The organism is Microbacterium sp. R86528 (assembly GCF_044596335.1).
Lineage (GTDB): Bacteria > Actinomycetota > Actinomycetes > Actinomycetales > Microbacteriaceae > Microbacterium > Microbacterium marmarense.
Genome location: NZ_CP138996.1, coordinates 1,251,614 through 1,271,455 on the forward strand (window position 1 = coordinate 1,251,614; position 19,842 = coordinate 1,271,455).

Annotated in this window: 16 protein-coding genes and 1 riboswitch; of the genes, 9 read left to right on the plus strand and 7 right to left on the minus strand. The window is 62.2% G+C overall.

The window, feature by feature from the left end:
• Positions 1–12: 12 nt before the first annotated feature.
• From hpaE to SJY18_RS06060, 6 genes are all read left to right on the plus strand, one after another.
• The gene (gene hpaE, locus SJY18_RS06035) at positions 13–1,533 is read left to right on the plus strand and encodes a 5-carboxymethyl-2-hydroxymuconate semialdehyde dehydrogenase (protein ID WP_396668715.1); all 1,521 of its coding nucleotides are present in this window, start codon (positions 13–15) and stop codon (positions 1,531–1,533) included.
• Positions 1,534–1,614: 81 nt separating this feature from the next.
• A complete protein-coding gene (hpaD, locus tag SJY18_RS06040) occupies positions 1,615–2,766 on the plus strand; it encodes a 3,4-dihydroxyphenylacetate 2,3-dioxygenase (protein ID WP_337338613.1) in 1,152 nt (383 codons plus the stop codon).
• A 20-nt stretch (positions 2,767–2,786) separates the two neighbouring features.
• Positions 2,787–3,572, plus strand: coding sequence for a 2-oxo-hept-4-ene-1,7-dioate hydratase (hpaH, locus tag SJY18_RS06045; RefSeq protein ID WP_396668716.1), 786 nt, complete (start codon positions 2,787–2,789; stop codon positions 3,570–3,572).
• A 33-nt stretch (positions 3,573–3,605) separates the two neighbouring features.
• On the plus strand, positions 3,606–4,409 hold the full coding sequence (locus tag SJY18_RS06050) for an HpcH/HpaI aldolase/citrate lyase family protein (protein WP_396668717.1): 804 nt from the start codon (positions 3,606–3,608) through the stop codon (positions 4,407–4,409).
• Positions 4,410–4,499: 90 nt separating this feature from the next.
• Positions 4,500–5,297, plus strand: a complete 798-nt coding sequence (locus tag SJY18_RS06055; RefSeq protein WP_396668718.1) for a transglutaminase family protein — start codon at positions 4,500–4,502, stop codon at positions 5,295–5,297.
• Positions 5,298–5,338: 41 nt separating this feature from the next.
• The gene (locus SJY18_RS06060; RefSeq protein WP_396668719.1) at positions 5,339–5,890 is read left to right on the plus strand and encodes a hypothetical protein; all 552 of its coding nucleotides are present in this window, start codon (positions 5,339–5,341) and stop codon (positions 5,888–5,890) included.
• 54 nt (positions 5,891–5,944) lie between these two features.
• Here the strand turns inward: SJY18_RS06060 and SJY18_RS06065 are convergent, their stop codons facing one another.
• From SJY18_RS06065 to SJY18_RS06095, 7 genes are all read right to left on the minus strand, one after another.
• On the minus strand, positions 5,945–6,826 hold the full coding sequence (locus tag SJY18_RS06065) for a bifunctional methylenetetrahydrofolate dehydrogenase/methenyltetrahydrofolate cyclohydrolase (RefSeq protein WP_396668720.1): 882 nt from the start codon (positions 6,824–6,826) through the stop codon (positions 5,945–5,947).
• Between the two features lie 12 nt (positions 6,827–6,838).
• A complete protein-coding gene (gene glyA / locus SJY18_RS06070) occupies positions 6,839–8,113 on the minus strand; it encodes a serine hydroxymethyltransferase (protein WP_337338607.1) in 1,275 nt (424 codons plus the stop codon).
• A gap of 38 nt (positions 8,114–8,151) precedes the next feature.
• Positions 8,152–8,236, minus strand: a riboswitch (ZMP/ZTP riboswitch).
• A 47-nt stretch (positions 8,237–8,283) separates the two neighbouring features.
• Positions 8,284–10,344, minus strand: coding sequence for an alpha-galactosidase (locus SJY18_RS06075; protein WP_396668721.1), 2,061 nt, complete (start codon positions 10,342–10,344; stop codon positions 8,284–8,286).
• Positions 10,345–10,351: 7 nt separating this feature from the next.
• Positions 10,352–11,692: an ABC transporter substrate-binding protein gene (locus SJY18_RS06080; RefSeq protein WP_396668722.1), complete on the minus strand. Its 1,341-nt coding sequence runs from the start codon at positions 11,690–11,692 to the stop codon at positions 10,352–10,354.
• A 71-nt stretch (positions 11,693–11,763) separates the two neighbouring features.
• The gene (locus SJY18_RS06085; protein ID WP_337338604.1) at positions 11,764–12,660 is read right to left on the minus strand and encodes a carbohydrate ABC transporter permease; all 897 of its coding nucleotides are present in this window, start codon (positions 12,658–12,660) and stop codon (positions 11,764–11,766) included.
• Entirely contained in the window at positions 12,657–13,586 is a 930-nt protein-coding gene (locus tag SJY18_RS06090; RefSeq protein ID WP_337338603.1) for a sugar ABC transporter permease, read from the minus strand. The genes SJY18_RS06085 and SJY18_RS06090 overlap by 4 nt, the downstream gene beginning before the upstream one ends.
• A complete protein-coding gene (locus SJY18_RS06095; protein ID WP_396668723.1) occupies positions 13,583–15,601 on the minus strand; it encodes a beta-galactosidase in 2,019 nt (672 codons plus the stop codon). Before SJY18_RS06095 ends, SJY18_RS06090 begins: the two co-directional genes overlap by 4 nt.
• Before the next feature lie 144 nt (positions 15,602–15,745).
• Between SJY18_RS06095 and SJY18_RS06100 the strand changes: the two genes are divergently transcribed.
• The 3 genes from SJY18_RS06100 to nagA all read left to right on the plus strand — a co-directional run bounded on the left by SJY18_RS06100 (position 15,746) and on the right by nagA (position 19,624).
• Positions 15,746–16,765 (plus strand): LacI family DNA-binding transcriptional regulator, encoded by a 1,020-nt coding sequence (locus tag SJY18_RS06100; RefSeq protein WP_396668724.1) that lies wholly within the window; start codon positions 15,746–15,748, stop codon positions 16,763–16,765.
• A 178-nt stretch (positions 16,766–16,943) separates the two neighbouring features.
• Positions 16,944–18,494, plus strand: a complete 1,551-nt coding sequence (locus SJY18_RS06105) for a beta-N-acetylhexosaminidase (protein ID WP_396668725.1) — start codon at positions 16,944–16,946, stop codon at positions 18,492–18,494.
• Positions 18,491–19,624, plus strand: coding sequence for an N-acetylglucosamine-6-phosphate deacetylase (gene nagA / locus SJY18_RS06110; protein ID WP_396668726.1), 1,134 nt, complete (start codon positions 18,491–18,493; stop codon positions 19,622–19,624). Before SJY18_RS06105 ends, nagA begins: the two co-directional genes overlap by 4 nt.
• Positions 19,625–19,842: the final 218 nt, after the last annotated feature.

Consider the following 19,842-nt stretch of genomic DNA (forward strand, 5'->3'; position numbering starts at 1 on the left):
CCGGAGGAAATCATGACTGACACCACGACAGCGCACGACGCAGCGCGCTATGTGCCCGCGGATCTTCCCACCCGCATTCAGCACTACATTGACGGCGAGTTTGTCGACTCTGTCGACGGCGACACCTTTGAAGTACTCGACCCGGTATCGAACCAGCCCTACCTGCGCGCGGCGGCGGGAAAAAAGAGCGACATCGACCTTGCGGTCGCTGCCGCACGCCGTGCGTTCGACGAGGGGCCCTGGCCACGCATGCTGCCCCGCGAGCGCAGTCGTGTCTTGCACCGCATCGCCGACCTCGTTGAAGCGCGCGACGCCCGTCTGGCCGAGCTCGAGAGCTTCGACTCGGGCTTGCCCATCACGCAGGCGCTCGGCCAAGCTCGTCGCGCAGCGGAGAACTTTCGCTTCTTCGCCGACCTGATCGTGGCGCAGGCCGATGATACCTACAAGGTGCCCGGCCGCCAGATCAACTACGTGAACCGCAAACCGATCGGTGTCGCGGGCCTCATCACCCCGTGGAACACCCCCTTCATGCTGGAGTCATGGAAGCTCGGGCCCGCTCTCGCCACCGGCAACACCGTTGTGTTGAAGCCAGCCGAGTTCACCCCGCTCTCGGCATCGCTGTGGGCCGGCATCTTCGAAGAAGCGGGCCTGCCCCAGGGAGTCTTCAACCTTGTCAATGGCCTTGGCGAAGACGCTGGCGATGCGCTCGTGAAGCACCCTGACGTTCCGCTCATCTCGTTCACCGGTGAAAGCAGCACGGGGCAGCTGATCTTCGGCAACGCGGCGCCATATCTCAAGGGTCTGTCGATGGAGCTCGGCGGCAAGAGCCCCGCAGTAGTCTTCGCCGACGCTGATCTCGACGCGGCCATTGACGCGACGATCTTCGGAGTGTTTTCTCTGAACGGCGAGCGCTGCACTGCTGGCAGCCGCATCATTGTGCAGCGCGAGATCTACGACGAGTTCGTCGAACGCTATGCCGCCCAGGCAAAGCGCGTTGTCGTGGGCTATCCGCATGACCCCGCAACCGAAGTCGGCGCGCTGGTTCACCCCGAGCACTACGACAAGGTGATGAGTTACATCGAGATCGGCAAGGGTGAGGCACGCCTCGTCGCCGGCGGCGGGCGCGCTGCCGGCTTTGACGAAGGCAACTTCGTGTCACCGACGGTGTTCGCCGATGTCTCCCCCGACGCGCGAATCTTCCAAGAGGAGATCTTCGGGCCCGTCGTCGCGATCACGCCATTCGATACCGATGAAGAGGCGCTCGCGCTGGCCAACAACACCAAGTACGGGCTGGCCGCCTATATCTGGACCAACGACCTGAAGCGGGCTCACAACTTCTCGCAGTCGGTGGAAGCGGGCATGGTGTGGCTGAACTCGAACAACGTGCGCGACCTGCGCACCCCGTTCGGCGGAGTAAAGGCGTCGGGCCTCGGGCACGAAGGCGGGTACCGCTCCATCGACTTCTACACCGACCAGCAAGCGGTGCACATCACCCTCGGCAAAGTGCACAACCCGACCTTCGGCAAAGGCTAAGCCGCAAAAACCGGATGCTGCGCCGACTCATCCCGCCGCAGCATCCCTCCCCTTCTCGTTTTCTCACGCAAGGACGCTGATATGACCGACAAGACCCTCACCTCCTCCGGCTTCTATGTCTCGCAAGAGGCGCCGATCCACTCGGCCAACCCGGTGGCGACCCCCGCGGCCTCGCCGCCCGACATTCTGCGATGCGCTTACATGGAGCTCATCGTCACTGACCTCGCCGCCTCTCGCGAGTTCTACGTCGATGTGCTCGGGCTCTATGTCACCGAAGAAGACGACTCAGCGGTCTACCTGCGCTCCACGGAAGAGTTCATTCACCACAATCTCATTCTGCGAAAGGGCGACATCGCCGCCGTCGCCGCATTCTCATACCGCGTGCGCGCCCCAGAAGACCTCGACAAGGCAGTCGCGTTCTATTCAGAACTGGGATGCCGCATCGAACGTCGCGAGCAAGGCTTCGTAAGCGGCATCGGCGACTCGGTGCGCGTGACCGATCCGCTCGGATTTCCGTACGAGTTCTTCTACCAGACCGAGCATGTGGAGCGGCTCTCGTGGCGGTATGACCTGCACACCCCGGGAGAGCTGGTGCGTCTCGACCACTTCAACCAGGTCACCCCGGACGTACCCCGGGCAGTGAAGTTCATGCAGGATCTCGGCTTTCGCGTCACCGAAGACATCCAGGATGACGAGGGAACCGTCTATGCGGCATGGATGCGACGCAAGCCCACCGTGCACGACACCGCCATGACCGGCGGCGATGGCCCTCGCATGCACCACGTCGCCTTCGCGACGCACGAAAAGCACAACATTCTCGCCATCTGCGACAAATTGGGCGCCCTGCGTCGCTCCGACGCGATCGAGCGTGGACCCGGCCGCCACGGTGTGTCGAACGCGTTCTACCTCTATCTGCGCGATCCTGACGGACACCGGGTAGAGATCTACACGCAGGACTACTACACCGGCGACCCCGACAACCCCGTCATCACCTGGGACGTGCACGACAACCAGCGTCGCGATTGGTGGGGCAACCCCGTCGTTCCGAGCTGGTACACCGAAGCATCGCTGGTGCTCGATCTCGATGGCAATCCACAGCCCGTGGTGGCACGCACCGATAGCAGCGAGATGGCCGTCACGATCGGCGCCGATGGCTTCAGCTACACGCGTCCTGATGAAGACTCCATGCCCGAGTACAAACAGGGCGAGTACAAGCTCGGCCACCAGCTGTAACGTCGAAGCCAGGAGACCACATGCTGACAGCTGACCAGATCGCCGCGCTCGCGATCGAGCTCGCCGATGCCGCCGACTCGCGCACCGTGATGCCACGCATCACCTCGCGATACCCCGATGCGACAATCGACGATTCGTATGCCATCCAAGGGGTGTGGCGCGATCAGCAGATCGCCTCGGGGCGCCGCCTCGTCGGGCGCAAGATCGGTCTCACTTCGAAGGCGATGCAGCAGGCTACGGGCATCAGCGAACCGGACTACGGTGTGATGTTCGACGACACCGTGTGGGCGAACGGTTCCGTGATTCCCTACGACGACTTCTCGAACGTGCGAATCGAAGTAGAGCTGGCGTTCGTGCTGAAAGAAGCCCTCACCGGACCGCACTGCACCCTCTTCGACGTGCTGCGCGCGACGGAATATGTGACGCCCGCGCTCGAGGTGCTCAACTCTCACATTGAGCTTGAGGGTCGCACGATCGTCGACACCATCAGCGACAACGCCGCGTACGGCGGCATGGTGCTCGGCGGCATCCCCATGCGCCCCGATCAGATCGATCTGCGCTGGGTGTCGGCGCTTCTCTACCGCAATGAGACGATCGAAGAGACCGGCGTGGCCGCGGGCGTTCTCAATCATCCCGCTGCGGGCGTCGCATGGCTGGCGAACAAGTTGCACCAGCACGGCGCGCGACTTGAGGCTGGCGAGATAATCCTCGCCGGTTCGTTCACCCGCCCGATGTGGGTGAAGCGTGGCGACAGCGTGCTGTGCGATTACGGCCCGATGGGCACCATCACGTGCAGATTCGTCTGATCATCGTTTGCCTCTGCCAAAGACAGGACTGACATGCCGCTTCGACCAGCCCCTACGTTCCGCGAAGCTCTAGCGAACGCCGACCACCCGCTCGCGGGCATCTGGGTGTGCTCGGCCTCGCCGGTGTCGGCCGAGATCTGCGCGGGCTCGGGCATGGACTGGTTGCTGATCGACGGCGAGCACTCCCCCCTCGATCTGGGCTCCACGCTCGCCATCCTGCACGCAGTCGCTGCCTATCCGATCACACCCGTGGTGCGTGTCGCGAGCCTCGATGCGGTGACCATCAAGCAGGTGCTTGACCTTGGCGCACAGAACCTGCTCGTGCCGATGATCTCTTCGGCCGCCGAAGCGCACGCTGCAGTTGCCGCGGTGCGATATCCGCCTCGCGGCAAGCGCGGCGTGGGATCCGCGCTGGCACGCTCGGCGCGCTGGAATCGTGTCGACGACTATCTCGAGAATGCCGATGATCATGTGTCGCTCTTTGTGCAGATCGAGACTTCGGCAGGGGTGGATGCGGCGGCCGAGATCGCTGCCGTAGATGGCGTTGACGGAGTGTTCGTTGGTCCGAGTGATCTCGCCGCATCTATGGGGTTGCTCGGCCGGCAGACTCACCCTGATGTCGTTGCCGCCGTCATATCGACATTTGCTGCGGTGCGTGCTGTGGGCAAGCCGGTGGGAGTGAATGCTTTCGCCGAAAAACAGGCACAGGCGTACGTCGATGCGGGCGCGGACTTTATCGCCGTCGCCGCCGACGTCTCGCTGCTGGCTCGCGCTTCAGAATCGTTGGCGCTTCGATGGACGCCAGCGGCATCTGCCGAGAAGCGAGCGTCGTACTAGCTGGCGTCACGCGGCCGATCTCGCCAACCACACTCGGCGCAGTTACGCAACCGAGACACGGTGACGGTGAGTCCGTGGGATGCTTGCCGCATGAATAGGGAAGTCACCAGCCGCATTGTGCTCGATGTCACCGAAGCCGCCGATCTCGTCTTCGCAGTCGCCGTCTCAGACCATTACCAGCCGGTGACTGAAAGCTTCGAGGTCACCGTCGACGGCACCGCTATCGACAGCGAGGAACTCGCTGATGTGTCGGGCACTCGATTGAAGCGAGTGCGACCAGGTGCGGGTCGCCTTGAGATGAATTACCACGCCGAGATCTCGGGTGCTGGGGCAGCCGATGAGCCCACCGATACCGACCTGCTCGTCTACTCACGGCCCAGCCGCTACGCGGAGTCTGACGCACTCGCCGCGACGGCGTTTGCCGAGTTCGAGGGCATCGATGACCCCGCCAAGCTGCTCAAAGCGGTGTCGTCGTGGGTGGGTACACATCTGGCCTACGTGAGCGGCTCCAGCTTGCCGACCGATGGAGCGGTGCGCACTCTGCTATCTCGTCAGGGCGTCTGCCGCGACTTCGCACACTTGACGGTCGCGCTGTTGCGGTCGAAGGGAATCCCTACGCGACTGGCGGCCGTATATGCGCCTGGGCTCGACCCCATGGACTTCCACGCTGTCGCCGAGGCGTGGGTCGACGGCGCCTGGTGCGTCGTCGATGCCACCACGCTCGCACCGAGATCATCGCTCGTGCGTATTGCGACCGGCCGCGATGCTGCCGACACGGCATTTCTCAACATCATGTCGGGACGCACCAACCTCGTGAGTCTCGATGTCATGGCCACCGCAGACGAACTGCCCACCGACGACCTCGACAAACTCGTGTCCATCTCCTAGCCCAAGGTGCGTGGCCGCCGAAGCCATGACAATCTAGGCGTATGAAAGCTTGGGTCGTGCGCTTTGCGGCGCTGTATGTCTACAACATCGCCGTGCTGTTGGTCATCGGCCTGCTCACGCCCGCAAAGGTGGGCTTCCACGTCTTCTGGGCCGCCGTCATCATGGTGCTCGCCGAAATTCTCGTGAAGCCGTTCGTGCTGAAGATGTTCGCCAAATCAGCGGCCAAGTCTGCAGCACAGCGCACGCGTGTGGCCGAAGGCTTTGTTCAAGCGTTGATCGTGCTCGCCGTGGCAGCGATCATCTGGGTGATCGTCATGCTGCTGTCTAACGTGAACGCGGGCGGCAGTTGGTTCTGGGCGTGGGTGCTCCCCCCGGTTCTCATCACGATCGGCTGGTGGATCTACTCGCGCGTCAACAAGAAGTTCGAAGAACAAGCCGGCGCCATCTATGACCGCGCAATGGGGCCAAAGCCCGGTGTCGCTGAAGCTGCCCCGGCCACCACGCGCGTCGATACCGCCGCCGCGCACCAAGAACTGCACGACGGCCTCACTCCCGAGCAGCGAAAGATGCTCGACGACCTCGGCAAGAGCTGAGACGTGCGAGGGGATGCTGCGACCCGCGCGGCACCCCCTCGACAAGCGTTTCTGCTAACCGGCCATTCGCTCCGCTGCTTCGACGACGTTGGTCATCAGCAGAGCAACCGTCATCGGGCCCACGCCGCCGGGGTTCGGCGAGACGAAGCCCGCGACCTCTGCAACATCGGGATGCACGTCTCCGAACACCTTCGATTTGCCGCTCTCAGGGTCTATCTCGCGGGTGACACCGACATCGAGCACTGCCGCACCCTGCTTGACGTGCGCCGCCTGCACGATGTGCTTAACGCCCGCCGCGGCGACGATGACATCAGCTTGTTGCAGGTGATGTGCCAGATCAGTCGTTCCGGTGTGTGTGAGCGTCACGGTCGCGTTGATCTCGCGACGAGTCAGCAGCAGCCCGATCGAACGGCCGATCGTGACGCCACGACCCACGACGACGACGTGCTTGCCATGGAGGTCATAGTCGTTGCGCAACAGCAGTTCGATCACGCCCCGCGGCGTGCACGGCAGCGGCGAGGTGATCGGCGAATTCACGTTCAGAACGAGCCTGCCCAGGTTTGTGGGATGCAGACCGTCAGCATCCTTCGCAGGATCGATTCGCTCCAAGATGGCATCGGTATCGATGTGCTTGGGAAGCGGCAGCTGAACGATGTACCCGTGGCAGCCTGGGTCGTCGTTGAGCTCGTCAATCAGCGCCTCGACGTCGGACTGGGTGGCATCGGCTGAAAGCTCACGCTGGATCGAGTTCATTCCGATCGCTTCAGACTGGCGGTGCTTCATGCCGACGTACAGCTGAGATGCCGGATCAGCGCCCACCAGCACCGTGGCGATGCCCGGGACGATGCCCCGCGCTTTCAACGCCGCAACGCGCTCGCGAAGCTCTTCGTTGATCGCCGCGGCTGCTGCGCGCCCATCGAGTTTGAGTGCAGTCATGCCCGCGGTGCCTTACTGCTCAAGGCCCGGGTAGAGCGGGAAAGCCTCGGTGAGCTTCGCCACGCGTGCGCGCAGCGAATCGACGTCAGCGCCCGGCAGGAGCGCCAGCGCAATGACGTCGGCGACCTCGGTGAACTCCGCGTCGTCAAAGCCGCGCGTTGCAAGCGCGGGCGTTCCGATACGCAGCCCCGACGTGACCATCGGCGGCCGTGGGTCGTTGGGCACCGCGTTGCGGTTGACGGTGATCTGGATCTCATGCAACAGGTCTTCGGCCTGCTTTCCGTCGATCTCAGCGTCACGAAGGTCGACGAGCACAAGATGCACATCAGTACCGCCAGAGCGCACCGCGATGCCAGCATCCTTCACATCTTGTTGCGAAAGGCGCTCGGCAAGAATATGTGCGCCGCGCAGGACTCGCTCTTGGCGCTCTTTGAACTCGGGGGTCGCAGCCAGTTTGAACGCGGTCGCCTTCGCCGCGATCACGTGCATGAGCGGACCGCCCTGCTGACCGGGGAAGACCGCAGTGTTGATCTTCTTCGCGATGTCGGCATCGTTTGTCAGGATGAAACCAGAGCGGGGACCGCCGATGGTCTTGTGCACGGTCGAAGAGACCACGTGCGCGTGGGGAACCGGGTTCGGGTGCAGTCCGGCAGCGACCAGTCCGGCAAAGTGCGCCATGTCTACCCAGAGCAGCGCGCCCACCTCGTCGGCGATCTCACGGAACTTCGCGAAGTCAAGCTGTCGCGGGTACGCCGACCAGCCAGCGATGATGACTTTGGGCTTGTGCTCGACGGCCAGGCGACGAACCTCGACCATGTCGATTTCACTGGTCTCAGCGTCGACGCCATAGGCAACGATGTTGAACAGTCGACCCGAGAAGTTGATCTTCATGCCGTGGGTGAGGTGACCGCCATGGTCGAGCGAAAGCCCGAGCAGCGTGTCGCCGGGGCGTGCAATGGCGTGAAGCACCGCGGCGTTGGCCGATGCGCCGGAGTGCGGTTGAACGTTGGCAAACTCAGAACCGAACAGCGACTTCGCGCGCGAAATCGCAAGTTCTTCAGCGACGTCAACCTCTTCGCAGCCACCGTAGTAGCGGCGGCCGGGGTAGCCCTCGGCGTACTTGTTCGTCAGTACCGAGCCCTGCGACTGCAGCACCGACACGGGCACGAAATTCTCAGATGCGATCATCTCCAGATAGCCGCGCTGACGGTTGAGCTCCTTTTCAAGAACCTCAGCGATCTCGGGGTCTACCTCGGAGAGAGGGGCGTTGAAATACTGATCGGTCATAGCGATCTCCTGACACGGCGTTTCGGATAGCGGAAGTCCACATCGGCCCAGGCGTACGGTCGAATGCCATTGTCAGCCGCTCCCCGGTGGGTGCCCACCTGAACGCCAGTCGCGACTCTTTGAGCATAACGGATGGCGGCGGCGCGCACCCTAGCAATCCGACCGTGCAGTCACACGGCGCGAACCGACAGCACGATCGCATTTCCCGGCGCGAGTAGCGGCATCGCAAGACCGCCAGCGAGAAGCACACTGCCTGGAAGGGTTGTTCCCGCCCCAAGCCATTGCGGCGGGGCATCTTGGATGCTCGTGGGTGTGACTCCGAAATCGACGACTTCTACTCGGTATCGCCGCGAGGCATCGAGACCGGCGCACTTCATCGTGGGCGCTAGCGCCGCCCCGAAGCCCGCCATCGCCGCGTACGAATAGAGCGCTTCGCGCTGGTCGCGGCTGACTATGCCATGAACGAGGACCGAATCGTCCGCCTCGTCTGTCCGCACCGCGCGGCCGGAGTGCAGAAGATGGCGATGCTCCTTGTAAATCTCAGCCCAACGGGCGAGTGCCGAGCGGTCAACATCGGAGATTCTGGTCAGGTCAGCTTCGATTCCTGCGTGGGCGAAGAGTGCTGTCGCAAGGCGAAAGGAAAGCTCAGAAACTCGGCCGGTGGTGTGTGCGCGCGCGTCGCCCACGTGCGATCCCAAGAACTCCGGCGGAATCAGCACGCCAGTCCACCGCTGAATGCGCTGGCGCTCGAGTGGGTCGTTCGAGTCGCTGGGCCAAAACCGGTCGACACGACGAAGAATGCCGAGGTCGACGCGGCCGCCGCCTGATGCACATGACTCAATTTCTACGCGTGGATGAGCTGCACGTATTTCATCGAGCAAGGAGTACAGCCCTGCGACTTGATCTCTGGTGTTGTCGACAAGCAAGTCGCGGTTGTGATCCCATTTGAGATAGGAAATCGGATACTCGCAAAGCAATGCGTGCAGGCGCGTGAAGAGGTAGTCGCGCACCTCAATCAGGGAAAGGTCAAGCACGTGTTGCCAGCGCCAGGTAAGTGCGACGTCATTGGTGAGTAACCACTCCGGGTGTTCTCTGGCAAGATCAGAGTCGAGGCTGACCATTTCCGGTTCCACCCACAGCCCGAATTGCATTCCCGCGGCGATTACGCGATCAGTCAACGGCCCGAGACCGTCAGGCCAGCGCGCAGCGTCCACGGTCCAATCGCCCAATGCGCGCTTGTCGTCTGTGCGCCCGTGAAACCAACCGTCGTCAAGCACAAAGCGCTCGATACCCACCAATGCGGCAGCTTCGACGAGCGGCTCGAGACGTTCGATCGACTGGTCGAAGTACACGGCCTCCCATGTGTTGAGGGTGAGCGGCCGGGCGCCGCGCGCACCCGCCCAGCGGCGAACGTACTGGTGTAGGCGGTCGGAAAGCCCGTCGATGCCCGCATCGGAATATGTCGCGACTACCTGAGGAGCGCTGTATTGCGCGCCTGGTGCGATGGTCACTTCCGAAAAACGCTCGCCTGCTCCGAGCGTGGTCGAGCCAAGGGGCGAGCGCTCATACCACTGGCGTGTGTCGCCGCTCCAGGCAACGTGCGTTGACCAAATCTGACCATGCCGAAAGTCGAATCCCGCCGTGCCCGCCATCATGAGGAACGCGTCGTCATGGCCGCCCCGACCATGGCGCGATTCACGTGACCAGACGCCTCGGCCCGGACGAATACGTTGAGGCGCACGCTCGTGGGTCCAGTTGCCTGCGAAGTCGAGAACTTCCGTTGCGTTAGCAGAAATGGGCAACACGATCGCGCTGTCGCGCAATCGTAGGCTTTGATTCCCGGCATTCGTTATTCGTTGTTCAACCAGCAATACGCCGTCGCGGGTGAGCGTGAGCTTCAGATCGATGCGAGCATCGCCGCTCGCGACCACGATCTCAAGAGTGTCGTCGCGTCGAATAGTGCCCTGGTGATGCAGCGTGGGTGCGCCCCCCGCGACGGTGAGCGAGGGCATCCCGCTCCATCCGTTGCTGAGAGATGCCACCAGGTGTTGCCGGAAAGGCCGGTCGATGGAGCTGGGCGCCGTTGCTGGCAGCGATGCCTCAGCGTATGAAACACAATCAGCGTCTGAAATCTCGCCCAGATCTTCACCCCAGTGAAGAAGGGCGGGCACCTCCGTGCCGCGAGAGTCGAGGAGAACACTGACGCCCGCGGCACGAAGGTGGTGAATCACTATTCGCCTACTCTGCCACCGGAATGGACTGAGCCTCAAGCGTCGAGATTGTCGAAGCTTGTGCCGATTCCAAAGCGTCGAAGAGAGTGCCCTGACCGGTCACCGCCTGCTGAAAACCGTCGGACACATCGGCGTACGTCTGCGTCATGGTCGGCCCCCAGACGAAGTCGGGGTTGACCTGAGCGGCTGCATCAGCGAAGACGTCGTAGATCTTCTGTCCGCCGTAGAACTCCACGCCTTCCTGAAGCGAGGGCAGGTCAAGACCCGCAGTCGTTGCCGGGTAGATGTTTGCCGACTCATTGAGCGCGGTCAACGCCTCGTCGGAGGTGTTGAGCCAGAGTGCAAACTTGGTCGCCTCGTAGAGGTGGTCGGTTCCTTTGAACACAGCGACAGACGAGCCGCCCCAGTTTCCGGAGCTTTCGCCGCCAGCTTCCCACTGCGGTGCTGCAGCGACTGACCAGTTTCCGGCGGTGTCGGGTGCGCCACTCGCGATGGAGTTTGCGCCCCAAACCGCGGAGTTCCAGCTCCAAACTTCGCCAGAGTTGTAGGCGTTGTTCCACTCTTCGGTCCATGCCGGGTAGGTCGAGACAAGATCTTCGTCAAGAAGCTCCTGCCAGTATTCAGCGACCACGGCTGACTCGTCGGCGGTAAGGTCAACTGTCCACGCGTCGCCGTCGTTGCTGAACCAGTCGCCGTTTGCCTGCCACACGAATCCAGCGAACTGGTTGATGTCAGCTGTGGAGAAGTTGGTGATGTAGCCACCAAGATCACGGATCGTTTGAGCCGCTTCTTTGTACTCGTCCCAGGTCGTAGGAACAGGAATCTCGTTCTCTTCGAACAGGTCGGAGCGGTAGAACAACGCCATCGGCCCGGAGTCCTGCGGAATGCCGTAGACGCCGTCTTCGCTGCCCAGCGTTACCTGACCCCAGGTCCACGGAATGAACTCAGCCTCGGCCGCGACAACATCTTCACAGCCCGCGAGGTTTTCGAGGCCATCCTGTACGCGGAAGCTCGATAGGGCGTCGTACTCGATCTGACCGAGATCGGGTGCGTTGCCTGCTTCGAGCTGGCTGAAGAAGCTCTGGTAGGTACCAGAGTTGCCGTTGGGGCCTGTCTGAACCTCTACCTGAATATCGGGGTTCTCCGCATTCCAGGTGGCGACGGTCTCCTCGATGCCCGGGATCCACGACGTGAATTCGAGCGTCACATCGCTGCCCGCGGGCTCGCACGCCGTGGCGCCTGCGGCGGTGCCGTCGGAGTCGCCTGTGCTACTGGCGCCGCACCCTGCCAGCGTCATCGCGCTGAGCAAGGCGACGCCGGTGACGACTGCTCTCTTGGTTATCTGCATGATCTTCCTTACTTCGTTGTGTGGTGGAGGGACTTGCTGCTGAGCGTCGGTTGAACACCGACGGCGGGGACTTACTTCACGGAGCCGGTGCCGAGTCCGTTGCGCCAGAAGCGCTGAAGAAAGAGGAAAGTGATGATGAGCGGGATGATCGAGATGAAGGACCCGACAAGAACGTAGGTGCGCAGCTCAGGAATCTGATTGAGCTGCGTGTTCCACGCGTAGAGGCCATATGTGACGGGGAACAGTTCTTCACTGCGGAGCATGATCAGCGGCAGAAAGAAGTTGTTCCAAATTGCAACAAACTGAAAGAGGAACACGGTGATCAAAGCGGGCATCATGAGACGGATCGATACTGTAAAGAACGTACGAACCTCGCCCGCGCCGTCAAGCCGGCTGGCTTCGATGAGTTCGTCGGGAACACTTGCCCCCGCATAAATGCGGCTGAGGTACACCCCGAATGGGCTGACGATGCTCGGCAGCAGCACTGCCCAGAACGTGTTCGTCAGATTGACCTGGCTGAAGATCAAGAACAGCGGCAGCGCGAGCGCGGTTGCGGGCACGAGCACGCCACCCAACACCACGTTGAAGTAGGCTTCGCGACCGCGAAACTGATACTTCGCGAGAGCGTAACCGCACATGCCGGCGAAGACGGTAGCCAATAGCGCGCCGATGCCTGCATACCCGGCAGAGTTCACCAGCCACCGGAGGTAGATTCCGTCTCCATAAGCAAAGAGGTCTTGCACGTTTTGCACGAAGTTCCAGTCGGCGAACCACAGTGCATTCGTGGTGAGCAGTTCACCACGATCTTTGGTTGCTGCGATGAACAGCCACCAGATGGGTACCAAGAAGTACAGCGTGAACACGGCCATGACGACCAGTGCTACGGTGCGCGACACCACACTCTCGCGTGGCCCGCGGGGGGAGAGATCGTCGGCGGTAGCGCCACGCGTGCGAGTCAGCATGCTCATCGTTCTGCCTTTCGCTGCGTGAGTCGAAGGAACGTGAACGACAGCACACACGTTGCGACGGCAAGCACCACTGAGAAGGCTGCCGCGAGGTTGACATTGGGGATCGCGCTAGTGGCGTACACGGTCATGTTCGGTGTGAACGTGCTTGACACGGCCGAGCTGAATGACCGGAACACTTGGGGTTCAGCGAGCAGCTGCAAGGTGCCGATGATCGAGAAGACTGCGGTGAGCACAATGGCAGGAGTGATCATAGGGATCTTGATAGACCACGCGATGCGCACCTGACCGGCACCGTCCAGCCGAGCTGCTTCGTAGACTTCGCTCGGAATGGCCAGCAGCGACGAGTAGATGATGAGCATGTTGTAACCCACGAAGACCCACGTCACTACGTTCGCGATCGACCACAACACGAGCTCGGGTGAAAGAAAATCGATGCTGCGAGTGACATCGGTGAAAGGCGAGAGATTGGGCGAGTAGAGGAACCCCCACATGATCGCCGCAATGACCCCCGGCACGGCATACGGTGCGAAGAATGCGAGCCGAAAGAACCGCTTTCCCTTCAGTACTGGCGAATCAAGGAGCAACGCGAACAGCAACGCGAGACCAAGCATGACCGGCACTTGCACAATGCCGAAGAGCAACACCCGCCCCACTGATTCCCAGAACGGACCGTTCTCGAACACCAGGAGATATTGGGTGAGTCCGCCGAACACCTGCCGCGGTTCGCCGTAGGTTCCATCGCGCTCGACGACCAGCAACGACTGCCAGATGGCATAGCCGATCGGAATCAAGTAGAAAAGCGTGAACAAGACGCTGAAGGGAGCCATGAACAACGCGATGGAGCCGCGATGCTGAATCTTCGGTCGTGGTAAACGAGGCGTCGACCTCTTGTTGCCTCGCGTAACGAGCAACTCTGTGGCGGTCATACAGCCGCCCCCTCTCTGATGATGCGAACCGCCCCGGCGGGTACATCGATGTGACCGACGACCGGGCTGCCCGTGATGATTTCGTTTCCTTGGCTCTGCACAGCGATCGCCTCGTCGGCGTGGTTGATGACGAATAGATACGAGTGGTCGGCGCCAACCCGCCTGACGACCTCAAGTTGTGAGAAGTCTCCATTGGCGACTGCCGCCGGGCGAACGTTCGCCGCTGCGGCCATTTCAGCCATCACGTTCTGGTAGCCCGCAGGCTCCAGTTGTGTCGCCACGTACCACGCAGTGCCGCTCCCCCACGCGTTGCTGGTGATGGCGGGATGCCCATTCGACGGACCGTCAGAAAACTCTGCGTGGGTGAGGGCCGTGATTGCACGACCGCGCTCTGACCACAGCCGCGAACGTTTTCCATCTGACAACGTGAGCACTTCGCCAGGCTCCACGGGCGCAAATTCTTCGATGCGAATACCTAGGGCTTCACGAAAGGGGCCCGTGTATCCACCAGTGAACACGCGATCGTTCTCGTCGACGGTGCCGCTATAGAAGGTGATGAGCGCGATACCGCCATCCGCGATCCAATCGGTGATCACTTTTGCATCACTCGCGCCCACAAGATGTAGGCCAGGAACGACGACCATCCGGTACGGCGACAGGCATGCTCCGGGCGGGACAATATCGACCGTGATGCCGAGCGCGCGTATTGCGGAGTATGCCGCGTGAATTTGGTCGAGATAGCCAAGCGATTGGCTCGGCCTTGACTCGGTCTGGGTCGCCCACCATGACTCCCAAGAGAAGATGATGGCGGCGTGCGCTTCCACGCGCGTTCCGGCAACTTCTTCGAGCTGATGGATCGTGGCTCCGAGCGCGGTCATTTCACGCCACAGGTCGGTGTCTACGCCCGCGTGCGGCAACATTGCCGAGTGAAACTTCTCACTCCCCTGCACCGATGCGCGCCACTGAAAGAAGCACACGCCATCTGCGCCGCGAGCGACGTGTGTAAGTGAATTTCTTGTCATCTCGCCTGGCATTTTCGCGAGATTCAGCGGTTGCCAGTTCACCGCGCCCGTGGAGTGTTCCATCAGAAGCCACGGGGCGCCTTGAGCGAGTCCACGCGAGAGGTCCGCAGCGAATGCGAGCTCCATGGCGGGGGCGGCCAAGCGCTGGTCAAGATAGTGATCATTCGCGACGATGTCGACATCGCCCGCCCACGACCAGTAATCCATGTTCTCGATATGCGCGGCAACCATGAAGTTGGTCGTCACCGGGATGTCGGTGAGCGTGCGCAGAACTTCAGCCTCGGCTCTGTAATGGTCGAGCAATTCGTCAGAGCTGAAGCGGTGAAAATCGAGCTCCTGACCGGGGTTGCATGTGGACAGTGTCGCGCGCGGCGTGTGCACTTCGCTCCACGCCCCGTAGGTCTGGCTCCAAAACGCCGTACCCCAGGCTGCGTTGAGCGACTCGAGGGTGCCGTATTTGTCCTGCAGCCAACGCCGGAAGGCGATCGCGCTTTCATCGCAGTAACAAAGAGCGTTGTGGCACCCAAGTTCATTTGACACGTGCCACAGCGCGACCGCGGGGTGTTGCGCATAGTGGTTCGCTACTGCCGTCACCAGACCAAGTGCAGCCCGGCGAAAGTCTGGTGAGCTGGGGCACCATGCCTGTCTGCCGCCGTGATAACGTCGCGTCCCGTCTGCGGCCATTGGCAGAATTTCTGGGTGAGCGGTCGTGAGCCACGCCGGCGGCGAGGCCGTTCCTGTACCCAGATTCACTCTGATGCCCGCGGCATGCAAGCGACCGATCACGTCGTCCAAGCGCGCGAAGTCAAAGTCTCCAGCGCGAGGCTCAACGTGAGACCAACCGAATATGTTGATCGCGACTAGATCGACGCCCGCGTCTCCCATGAGCGCAATATCTTCGTCCCACGTTTCGGGATCCCACTGCTCAGGGTTGTAGTCACAGCCAAACGCGATGCCGTCGTGTTCGAAGTTGCGGCGCGACAGGTCGGTCATGGTCTCCTCGGATCTGTGAACGTGCACAGATCCGTAAAGCTTTCCTCTGCATCGAGGGTCTGTGAACGTGTACAGACTTACATGTGACCGAGGACTTGTCAACAAATTCGCAAACACTGTGCGCGTGCACATACGATGAGCAGCGTGGAGGCAAGGAATCGTCGCCGGCGGGCAACCGTAAAAGATGTCGCTCTTGAGGCGGGCGTTTCCCGCGGCACGGTAAGCCGGGTACTGAACGGGCAGCCATACGTTTCTGAAGACGCGCGGACCGCTATCGACGCCGCTATCGCCAAGGTCGGGTTCATCCCAAACCGTGCGGCGCGTAGCTTGGTCCTGCAACGCTCCCAAGCGATCGGGCTCATCGTGCATGAGCCCCATTCACTCTTCGTCGAAGACCCGAACATTGGGTCAATTCTGATGGGTGCGAATGCAGCGCTCTCCGAAGCCGACTACCAGATGTCGACCCTCATCGCGGACACTCCTCGAGACGTCGACCGGCTGGCGAGATACCTCAGCGGTGGCCTCATCGACGGCGTCATCATCGTTTCTGCCCGTGTGGGCGACCCCATCACCGAAGCAGTTGCGAGGCTAGATCTCCCCGCGACCTTCGTCGGCCGCCCGCGCGACATTGGCAGCGCTGCGTCAGTGGCGATTGACAACCGGGATTCAGCTCGAAGGATAACGAACCGCCTTCTCGCTACCGGCCGCCGACGTGTCGGCATGATCGCCGCCGCGCTCGACCGAGACTCAGGCGCTGATCGACTGGCAGGTTTCGTTGACGCGGTGGGCGGTCGCTTCGACGCGGAGCTTGTCGAGCGCGTGCCCCTGTATTCCTACTCCGACGGCCAACGGGGCATGCGCACCCTGCTCGCGCGATGCCCTGACGTCGATGGCATATTCGCCTCGAGCGATGCTGTCGCCGCGGGGGCCATGGACGTGCTCCAAAGCGAAGGCCGTCGCATCCCCGACGATGTGGGAATTGTGGGCTTTGATGACAGCTCGTGGGCAATGAGGTGCGATCCCCCGTTGTCAACTGTGCACCAGCCAGCAACCGAACTCGGCCGCGCAGCCGCCGAATCAGTACTGAGACAGTTGCGCGGCGTCAGCGATGAATCCGAAGGGCGCCAACTCGAGTGCCCGATTGTCTGGCGTGGCTCTGCGTAGGCGCCTTTCGCTCTCTCGCCGCCGCGGCTCCCGGCGGTCTCTCGCTTCGCCGGGAGCGCCCTGGTAGGCTTGCGTCAACATTTTGTTAGGGGGCTTTACATGAAACTAGCGGACTCGCCTTCATGCTCCGATCACCGTGATGTGGCAGCCCTCCTCGGTCAGCAAGCTTGGAGCCATCGTGCCGATTCCGTCCGTCGTCCCCGCCCCCTCCACGATCGAAATTGCCGAAGGTGATCCGCCATTCACGTTCAGTGGCTCGACCGTCCTGACAGGCGATCCGGATGCCACCGCGCTGGCGGCGACGCTGCTGGTTCGCCGAACCGGGGTTGCCATGCCTGTTGCTCTCCGGCACCGCCAGGCGCCAGACGCGTTCGCGCCAAACCCTGTGCACATCGACTTCTCATTGACTCCGGGGCTACCTGCTGAGTCGTACCGGTTGCGGGTCAGAGACAACGGCATCGAAGCGACGGCGAGCGACGAAGCGGGGCTTTTCTACAGCATCCACACCCTGTCTCAACTCGTGCAGGGCCGCGACGGCGAGTTCAGCATTCCCTCCGTGCTGATCGAAGATGCCCCTCGCTTCGCATACCGAGGTGTGATGCTCGACGTTGCGCGTCACTTCCACAGCGTCGAGACGGTTAAGGCGTACATTGATCGCGCCGTCAGCCTCAAGTTCAACGTGCTTCACCTTCATCTCACCGATGACCAGGGCTGGCGCATCGAGTTGCACTCGCGCCCTGAGCTGACCGCCATGGCCAGCGGCACTTCGGTGGGCGGGCACCCCGGCGGATTCTTCACGAAGTCCGACTACCGAGAGATCGTCGACTATGCAGCGTCGCGCCACATGACGGTCGTGCCCGAAGTCGATGTGCCGGGGCACACTCACGCTGTAGGGCTCGCGTACCCCGAGCTCGTCGAAGAACCTGTGCTGAGCGAGCACATTCACGAAGTCGTGCACGAGTATGGTGGCTCGCTCCCACAGAGCGGCACCCCCTATGACGGCTTAGCGGTCGGGTTCTCGTCGCTCAAGATTCACGATGAGAAGACCTACGACTTTCTGGCGGATGTCTTCGGCGAACTCGCCGGCATGACGCCAGGGCCATACCTGCACCTCGGCGGCGACGAAGCGCTCGGCACCGAGCCTGCAGACTTTGCCGAGTTCATACGACGAGCCAGCGAACTCATCGCTGACCTCGACAAGATTCCCGTCGCATGGCACGAAGCTGGCGCCGCCGCAGGTCTGCACGACAGCACGGTGGGCCAGTACTGGGGCTTTGTAACCCCGATCGACGGCATGGATGACAAGGCGCGCGCGTTCGTACGCAACGGCGGACAGCTGATCCTCTCTCCTGCCGACGCGATCTACCTTGATATGAAGCCGACCGCCGACGCCCCGCTCGGACTCACCTGGGCCAATGGCGCAACAAGCGTAGAACGGGCCTACTCGTGGGAGCCTGCGACAGTCATCGCTGGCATCACCGACGCAGACATTCTCGGCGTTGAAGCACCCCTGTGGACCGAAACGGTGCGCGACCTCGACGCTATCGACGCGCTCGCTTTCCCCCGCATCGCGGCGGCCGCCGAAGCCGCGTGGTCGCCGCCCACTGGCCACAGCAAACTGCGAACATGGGACTCGTTCCGTGCGCGGGTCGGCCGCTTGGGTCCACTGTGGAAAAGCCAGGGCATTCGATTCTCGGCATCTGAAGAGATCGACTGGTCCCAGGAATGAGCACACTGATCCATTCGGTGCGCCTCATCGACGGTGGCACCGAGATCGACAACGCCTGGGTGCTCTTCGACGACGGCCGCGTCTCGTCGCGGGGCGAAGGCACCAGCTACCCGACCGCGCGAGAAGTGGTCGACGGTTCGGGATGCATCCTCTCACCCGGGTTCATCGATATCCACGGCCATGGAGCCGGCGGCGCAAGCTATGACGGTGGCGCGGATGCGATCGCCACCGGGCGCGCTGTGCACCGCGAGCACGGCACCACCGCCGCCCTGATTTCTTTGGTGACAACCTCGATCGACGATCTGGTCACCCGCGTTGGCATCATCGCAGATCTGGCAGAACGTGATTCGTCGATTCTCGGCTCGCATCTTGAAGGACCATTCCTCGATCCGGCTCACAAAGGGGCGCACACGCTTGAGCTCCTGCGGGCGCCCGATGCAGCATCCATCGAACGGCTCCTGAAAGCGGGACGCGGGACGATCCGCCAGGTGACGCTCGCACCCGAGCTGCCCGGCGCTGACGATGCGATCCAGCAGTTCATCGAGGCTGGGGTGGCTGTTTCGATCGGACACACCGATGCTGACTACGCCACCGCACAGCGGGCTTACGACGCCGGGGCAACCCTGATGACCCACACGTTCAACGCGATGCGTGGCATTCATCATCGCGCACCCGGCCCGATCGTCGCTGCTCTTCGCGACCCTCGCGTGACACTTGAGATCATCGCCGACGGGGTTCACGTCGATCTGAGCTTGATCGCGGTCGTGTTCTCGGCAGCCCCTGGCCGAGTGGCGCTCGTGACGGACGCGATGGCAGCCACCGGCGTCGGTGATGGATGCTACGACCTCGGCGGTCTTCAGGTAGAAGTCTCAGCCGGTGTTGCTCGTCTCGCGAGCGACGGTGCGATTGCGGGGTCGACTCTCACCCAAGATGAAGCCCTTCGGCGCACCGTCGATGCCGGCGTGCCCGTCGTCGAGGCGATCCGAGCCCTGACCTCTACTCCAGCACGGAGCATCGGGCGACCGGACCTCGGCCACCTCGAGACGGGCGCTAGAGGTGACGCGGTGCTGCTCGATACTGATCTGACGGTCAGGCGAGTCTGGGTCGCCGCGCAAGAGGTTATTCGTTGACGTCGGAGCGGCCGCCGCATCCCCAACGCGACGGCCGCCGACCCCCCGGAGTGGCGGTGAGCTCAGTCCCTCCCCCGAGTTTCTGATCTCACCATCGGCTGCTCGGGTGTACCCCCGGGTACCGAACAACCTTCTCCTGACATATGAGACGACGTAACAGCCGTTTTATTACGCGACTTTGGAAAAAACAATCTGGATGCTCCCGTTGCTCACCCGCC

Coding starts and splice junctions, on each gene's coding strand:
- SJY18_RS06080 (WP_396668722.1), bottom strand. CDS start 11,692: ATGCAGATAACCAAGAGAGCAGTCGTCACCGGCGTCGCCTTGCTCAGC.
- hpaE (WP_396668715.1), top strand. CDS start 13: ATGACTGACACCACGACAGCGCACGACGCAGCGCGCTATGTGCCCGCG.
- SJY18_RS06090 (WP_337338603.1), bottom strand. CDS start 13,586: ATGACCGCCACAGAGTTGCTCGTTACGCGAGGCAACAAGAGGTCGACG.
- hpaH (WP_396668716.1), top strand. CDS start 2,787: ATGCTGACAGCTGACCAGATCGCCGCGCTCGCGATCGAGCTCGCCGAT.
- SJY18_RS06065 (WP_396668720.1), bottom strand. CDS start 6,826: ATGACTGCACTCAAACTCGATGGGCGCGCAGCAGCCGCGGCGATCAAC.
- SJY18_RS06055 (WP_396668718.1), top strand. CDS start 4,500: ATGAATAGGGAAGTCACCAGCCGCATTGTGCTCGATGTCACCGAAGCC.
- nagA (WP_396668726.1), top strand. CDS start 18,491: ATGAGCACACTGATCCATTCGGTGCGCCTCATCGACGGTGGCACCGAG.
- glyA (WP_337338607.1), bottom strand. CDS start 8,113: ATGACCGATCAGTATTTCAACGCCCCTCTCTCCGAGGTAGACCCCGAG.
- hpaD (WP_337338613.1), top strand. CDS start 1,615: ATGACCGACAAGACCCTCACCTCCTCCGGCTTCTATGTCTCGCAAGAG.
- SJY18_RS06095 (WP_396668723.1), bottom strand. CDS start 15,601: ATGACCGACCTGTCGCGCCGCAACTTCGAACACGACGGCATCGCGTTT.
- SJY18_RS06085 (WP_337338604.1), bottom strand. CDS start 12,660: ATGAGCATGCTGACTCGCACGCGTGGCGCTACCGCCGACGATCTCTCC.
- SJY18_RS06060 (WP_396668719.1), top strand. CDS start 5,339: ATGAAAGCTTGGGTCGTGCGCTTTGCGGCGCTGTATGTCTACAACATC.
- SJY18_RS06050 (WP_396668717.1), top strand. CDS start 3,606: ATGCCGCTTCGACCAGCCCCTACGTTCCGCGAAGCTCTAGCGAACGCC.